This window comes from Nocardia sp. NPDC058497 (assembly GCF_042720195.1).
Taxonomy (GTDB): Bacteria; Actinomycetota; Actinomycetes; order Mycobacteriales; family Mycobacteriaceae; genus Nocardia.
On sequence record NZ_JBHXMY010000768.1, the window covers coordinates 1 to 2,329 of the forward strand.

The following is a 2,329-nucleotide window of genomic DNA, read 5'->3' on the forward strand; positions in this document are numbered from 1 at the left end:
CAGTGGACCGCGCCCGCGCGCCGCGCGCCCCCCCCCGCCCGCCCGCCCCCCCCCCGGCCCCCGCCCCCGGCGCGTCGGGCGCCGGGCCCGCCCCCCCCCAGGCGCCGGGCCCCGCCCCCCCCCCCCCCTTCTGCGTTTCACCGGGACTGGGATTCGCCTCGATCCTGGACGGACTCGGCCCGTCACCGGCGGGCGCGACTGGCCCGGTGTCTGCGCACGGCCGACCGGTTCGCGCAGGCCGGGCTGCAGAACCGCTGCCTGCCGTTGCGGGAGGTGTCGGCGTACACCCGCGTACACCCCTCGGCCGCGCACTCACCGAGCCGGTCCATCCCCAGCCCGGTCAGGTGTAGTGCGGTGCCGACGGTGATCAGCGCGGCGACCTGGCGATCGGTCGGCACCCCGGGGTCGCGGAAATGCAGATGCCAGCCGTCTCCCGCGTGGTTGGTCAGGCGGGGCGCCGACGCGTACTCGGCCAGCAGCACGTTGAGCAGCGACGCGCGTTCGGCCCGATCCGCGCACGCGACCACCCGCCGCCAGCGCGCCAGAAACGCCGTCACCGACGCCAGATCGTCGTCCGTCGGCGCCTGGGACACAACAAGCCCCGCCGACGCACAGCGCTGCCCCAGCTCCGCGGCACTTCCACACGGTTCGTTGAGCAGGTCGACGCCGAGCTGCACCGGCTCCCGTCCGTAATGGTTGTAATGCACAATGCCATTACATCAGACTCGAAGCATGAACAGCCACACCACGCACACCTGGCGGATCGAGTCCTGCCACCGGACCAGCGAGGGCCTGATCGCCTACCAGCGGTGCCGCTGCGGGGCCCGACGGGTCGTCGTCGGCGACCCCGGCGTCAGCATCTCGGCCGAACTCCACGGCGCCGACCACGGGCTCGCCGCGACGGCGTAGCTCGCAGGTGGCCGGTGCCATGACGAACGTCACGTTTGCCCGCTACACTCTGGACCACTGCCCAGATGTGGGGCATATCTCGTCAGCGTTCGACCGGAAAGACCCCTTGATGAAGCGTTCCACCGTCGTCGCCGCCTTCGCGGCCGCCACCGCGCTCGGCCCGATCGCGGGGACTGCGGCGGCCGAGTCGCCCGGCCTACCCCTGTCCCCGTACGTCGCCGCCGCGCCAACGGCCACCGGCGATTTCGGCCTGCCCACCGAGCAGCCCGAGTCCGGCTCGGCGCAGAGCGGCTCCACCACCGGCGTCGAGACCACCGGCTCCTCCGGCACCGGCTCGGCCGGCCTGCCCAACCTGGACCGGCTGCTGTTCGGCGGCCGCATCCTGTGCGGCGCACTCGGCAGCGCGCTCGCTGTCGCGGGCGAGGCGATGATGGACTGCAGCGACCTGCCGACCCCCGCCTGAACAACCCGTCCAAAACAAAAGGCCACCGGAAATTTCCGGTGGCCCTTTGTTTTTCGAGAATCAGACGCGCGGATCAGGCGGCGTCGGCGTTGCCAGCCTTCCATTCCGGCCACGGAATGTTCCAGTCGCCCAGCCCGTCGACACCGGACAGGGTGCCGCCGACGGTGTTCTTGATGATCGTGATGTCACCGCGCTTGGCGTTCTCGTACACCCAGCGCGCGTTCGCCGGGCTCAGGTTCAGGCAGCCGTGGCTGGCGTTGGAGTAGCCCTGCTGCCCGATCGACCACGGCGCCGAGTGGAAGAAGATGCCGCTGTAGGAGATTCGCGTCGCGTAGTCGACCGGCGTGCGGTAGCCGTCCGGCGAGTTCACCGAGACGCCGTAGGTCGAGGAGTCCATGATGATCTTCTCGTGCCGGTCGCTGACGATGTAGATGCCGTTGTCGGTGGGCGTGCTGTCCTTGCCCATCGAGGTCGGCATGGTCATGATCACCTGGCCGTTGCGCTCCACCGTCACCTGGTGGGTGTTGTCGTCGGCGGTGAAGATCTGCGCGTCACCGATGGTGAAGAACGAGTGGATGTTGTCCTGGCCGTAGAGCCCCTTGCCGAGGTCCTTGCCGTAGACGTTCACGTCGATGGTCACCTTGGTGCCCGGCGCCCAGAAATGCTCCGGCCGCCACCGCACTTCGCGATTGTTCACCCAGTAGAAGGCGCCCTCCACCGCGGGCTCGGTGGTGATCTTGATGGCGTCCTGCGCGGCCCGCCGATCGGGGATGTTCTCGTCGAACTGGATGGCCACCGGCTGGCCGATGCCGACGACCTCACCCTCGCCCGGGAGCAGGTAGGGCTTGGTCTGACTGTTCGGCGAGCTCGTGGTGAAGCTCAGGGTCGTCGAGTTCACCCCGCCGAGGCCGATCGCCGACGCCGTCAGGTTGTAGGTCTTGCCGTAGCCGAGCACCC

Annotated in this window: 4 protein-coding genes; 2 read left to right on the forward strand and 2 right to left on the reverse strand. The window is 69.9% G+C overall.

What is annotated here, in order from left to right; genetic code table 11:
- Positions 1–182: 182 nt before the first annotated feature.
- Positions 183–707, reverse strand: coding sequence for a CGNR zinc finger domain-containing protein (locus tag ACFWPJ_RS30680; RefSeq protein ID WP_378856685.1), 525 nt, complete (start codon positions 705–707; stop codon positions 183–185).
- A 25-nt stretch (positions 708–732) separates the two neighbouring features.
- Here ACFWPJ_RS30680 and ACFWPJ_RS30685 point away from each other — a divergent pair, with 25 nt between their 5' ends.
- Together ACFWPJ_RS30685 and ACFWPJ_RS30690 are read left to right on the forward strand one after the other, a co-directional pair.
- Entirely contained in the window at positions 733–909 is a 177-nt protein-coding gene (locus ACFWPJ_RS30685) for a hypothetical protein (RefSeq protein WP_378856687.1), read from the forward strand.
- Between the two features lie 109 nt (positions 910–1,018).
- Entirely contained in the window at positions 1,019–1,372 is a 354-nt protein-coding gene (locus ACFWPJ_RS30690) for a hypothetical protein (protein WP_189032880.1), read from the forward strand.
- A gap of 73 nt (positions 1,373–1,445) precedes the next feature.
- Here ACFWPJ_RS30690 and ACFWPJ_RS30695 read toward each other — a convergent pair.
- Positions 1,446–2,329, reverse strand: an 884-nt coding sequence (locus ACFWPJ_RS30695; protein ID WP_378856689.1) for an Ig-like domain-containing protein, incomplete at its 5' end; no start/stop codon positions are given.

Bases quoted from the DNA above. Each gene is read 5' to 3' on its own strand.
- ACFWPJ_RS30690 (WP_189032880.1), top strand. From the start codon at position 1,019: ATGAAGCGTTCCACCGTCGTCGCCGCCTTCGCGGCCGCCACCGCGCTC.
- ACFWPJ_RS30685 (WP_378856687.1), top strand. From the start codon at position 733: ATGAACAGCCACACCACGCACACCTGGCGGATCGAGTCCTGCCACCGG.